Here is a 3,562-nt window from a genome sequence, read left to right as displayed (position 1 = left end):
AATAACAAGCTTTTACCTTCTCTGAGGGTAAAGGTATTTTCATCCCCTTCCAGGGGTTATCCCAAAGCCACGTCCTCTGGGCGTGGTTTTTTACTATCTTTTTATACCAGGTTGAATTATATTTTTAAGGATAAGTATATTATTAATAGTACGGTACGCAGGGATGGTTCTTCAAGGTTTGGGAAAGATAATCGATTTGGTACTTTTCCATCAATCTCATTTGGTTGGAGAATTACAGAAGAAACTTTTTTTGAGTTGCCATTTGTAAACGAATTCAAAATTAGGGCGAGTTATGGACAGACTGGTAATCAGTAAATTGGGGATTTTGTTTCCCAGGGATTATTTCAGGCTGGTGAAAATTATATAGGACAAGGCGGTGTTGGTCCTACGTCAAATGGATTACCAAATTCAAATTTGAGTTGGGAATCAACAAACCAATTTGATATAGGGTTTGATTTATCTCTTTTAAATAATAGAGTATTTATAATTGGAGATTATTACCGTAAAAAAACATATGATCTCCTTTTTAATGTAGATCTTCCTGGTACATCAGGCTATAGTTCAATTACAACTAACTTGGGAGAAATGGAAAACAAAGGTCTTGAGTTTAGTATAACAACTAAAAACCTTGTTGGGAATATTAAATGGACAACAGAAGCAAACATTACTTATAATAAAAATATGATTCTAAGCTTACCAAATGGAGAAGATCAATTTTCAGGTATCGGTATTGTTAGGGAAGGTGAGGCATTAGGTAGTTTTTATGGTTATATTTTTGATGGTGTTTTCGCCAGTGATCAAGATGTTCCTGAAGGTTTAACAACGGGTGGAGGGATAAATTTTGAAGGAGGCGACGCAATATTTAAAAATGTTAACTCGGACAATATTATTAATGAAAAAGACATGTCTATTATTGGCAACGCTCAACCTGATTTTGTTGGTGGAGTAGGAAATACAATTAGCTATAAAAATTTTAATTTGAATGTTTTATTAACTTATTCCATTGGTAATGACATTTATAACTCTCTGGAACAAATGCGTGCTGGAAATGGATTTTCTCCAAATCCTCGGCCCTATGTTTATGAAAATACTTGGAGAAAACAAGGTGATCAAACAGATGTTCCTGTAAATTGGATGGTAAAACCAGTGGGAAATGACAGAAATTCTTCAAGATGGGTTGAAGATGGGTCATATCTGCGAATTAAAACAGTTACTCTTGGTTATAATTTTAATGATGAGTTACTAAGAAAACTAAAAGTTGAAAGTCTTAAAATTGTATTAACAGGACAAAATATTTGGACTTTTACAAATTATCTTGGATATGATCCAGAAGTAGTAACAACCTCTTCGGAAAATTCCCGTCAATTTGGTATTGATAATGCACGTATGCCGATACCAACTACATATATGTTAAGTTTAAATGTTGGATTCTAAAAAGATAAATAAAAATGAAAAAAATAATAATATTGTTAAGTATATTAGTTGTAAGTTTTACAGCTTGTACAGATTTAGAAATAGAGCCGGTAAGCCAAATTACATTAGCAAATGTATCTGAAGATGGGAACGACGCTGAAGCTCTATTAATTGGATGTTATAATCAGCTTGCAAATACATTAAGTAGCAGATATATTGATTGGGGTGATGCAAGAGCAGATAATTTAGACCAAGGTACTGCTGGTTCTGCAAGCCTTGTAAATAATACATTAACATCAAGTCACTCGGCATGTAATTGGAGTTCCTTATATAATACAATTAATAGATGTAATTTAGTTATTAATTTGGTTCCTCAAATTACTAATGGAATTAACGAGAACAGAAAAAATGAGATTATCGTTGAAGCCAAATTTATTAGAGCATTATGTTATTTTTATGCAGTCAGACTATGGGGTGATGTACCTCTAATAACTGAACCAACGCTTTCGGCTGAAGATCTTAAAGTTCAGAGGGAATCAAAGACTGCTATTTATTCTCAAATTGAAGATGATCTTTCAGAAGCACTAAATAATATTCCTGGAAATTATAATAACTTATTAGAGGACAAAGGAAGGGTTACCCAAGGTGCTGTTTTAGCTTTACAGACTCATGTATATTTATGGATAGCACAACAAGAAGGAGGAGGAGATACCTATCTTTCAAAGGCTGAATCTACTTCCAAACAAATATTTGATTTAAACAATTATAAATTATTGCCAAAAGGAGAGTATGGTTTGCTATTTTCTCAGGAGAATACTGACGAATCAATATTTGAAATTCAATATGATTATTCAAAACAGAATACCAATAATTTAGGAAGTCTTCTTTTACAAACTCCTTTTTCAGGAAGTCTAAGAGCACATTATAAAATAGATCAAAAGTTGTTAGATGCGTTTGAAGAAGGAGATCTTCGTAAGTCTGATATTGTATATTATCCTGAGCCAGAGCAGCTTGTTCGGGATCCTTTTACAAAAAAATATACTGGAAAAACTAAAACATCTGAAGGGTATAGCCTGAGAGACGATAATATGATTATATATCGATTGGGAGGCATTATTCTACTTAGAGCAGAAATACTAAATGAAATGGATAGAACTGACGAGGCAATTTCTCTGGTTAATTTAATAAGAGAAAGAGCAGGATTACCTAATTTAGAAACAGGATTATCCAAGGAGGAAACAAAACAAGCCATATTAAATGAGCGATTTATTGAATTAGCTTATGAGGGGCATAGGTGGTTCGATTTAATAAGAAATAATGTAGCCTTAGAAGTATTGAACGATATACAAAACGAAGATCATTTACTTTGGCCGATTTATGAAACGGAGCTTGTTAAAAATCCAAATTTAGTTCAGAATGATTTTTATTAATAAAAAAAATATATTAGAAATGAAAAAAGTAAACGGATATATTGCAGTTTTATTAACCCTTATTGCTTTGTCTTGTAATAAATTTGAATATAAAGAAGCAGAACCCTATATTGATTATTACGATCTAACGGTAAATGAATTTGTAACACAAAAAATGGATTCATTGAAAATGTTTAATGAAGCTTTAAAAATTACTGGTTTGTCTGCAACAATAGAAAGCGGAGATTATACGATTTTTGCACCTTTCAATTCTACTTTTAATGCATTTTTAAGTAATAACAATTATACAACCTTACAAGATGTTCCGGTAGATGAGTTAACCACAATACTAAAAAATCAGATAATTGAAGGGAAGAAAAAATCACCAGAAGATTTTTTAACTACATCGCAAACATTTGAAACTATTGGTGATAAGGCACTAACTATAAGTATTACTGAAAATACTGGTAACTTAAGATCAGCGTATATTATTAAGGTAAATGGGAAAACTGTTTTAATCTCTAATATAGAACTAAAAAATGTTGTGCTTCATGCATATCAAGATCGTTTTTTATAAATATCATGCAGCATTGTTGTCTGGATTTTATCGGACAACAATGCTTTATTTTTATAAAACATCTTAATAACAATACTTCGTTAAAAATGTGGATAACTATTTGAAAATGAGCAAAATAAACCATCGGAATATTTGATTAAACCCCTGATAATCAGTATCTTAA

General features: G+C 31.6%; 4 protein-coding genes. All 4 read left to right on the top strand.

The genetic code is table 11. From position 1 onward, the window contains the following. Nucleotides 1–315 (top strand): TonB-dependent receptor (locus tag BUC07_RS21705; RefSeq protein ID WP_139279676.1); only part of this gene is annotated, 315 nt, incomplete at its 5' end. Further along, the gene (locus BUC07_RS20350; protein WP_083578369.1) at nt 316–1,434 is read left to right on the top strand and encodes a TonB-dependent receptor domain-containing protein; all 1,119 of its coding nucleotides are present in this window, start codon (nt 316–318) and stop codon (nt 1,432–1,434) included. 14 nt (nt 1,435–1,448) lie between these two features. Next, a complete protein-coding gene (locus BUC07_RS20345; protein WP_073174172.1) occupies nt 1,449–2,843 on the top strand; it encodes a RagB/SusD family nutrient uptake outer membrane protein in 1,395 nt (464 codons plus the stop codon). A gap of 19 nt (nt 2,844–2,862) precedes the next feature. Beyond that, the gene (locus BUC07_RS20340) at nt 2,863–3,399 is read left to right on the top strand and encodes a fasciclin domain-containing protein (RefSeq protein ID WP_175552591.1); all 537 of its coding nucleotides are present in this window, start codon (nt 2,863–2,865) and stop codon (nt 3,397–3,399) included. Nucleotides 3,400–3,562 lie beyond the last annotated feature (163 nt).

This window comes from Tangfeifania diversioriginum, assembly GCF_900141875.1.
Lineage (GTDB): Bacteria > Bacteroidota > Bacteroidia > Bacteroidales > Prolixibacteraceae > Tangfeifania > Tangfeifania diversioriginum.
Note: the sequence above shows the minus strand (reverse complement) of the source record. Positions and strands in the feature narration are given on the sequence as shown.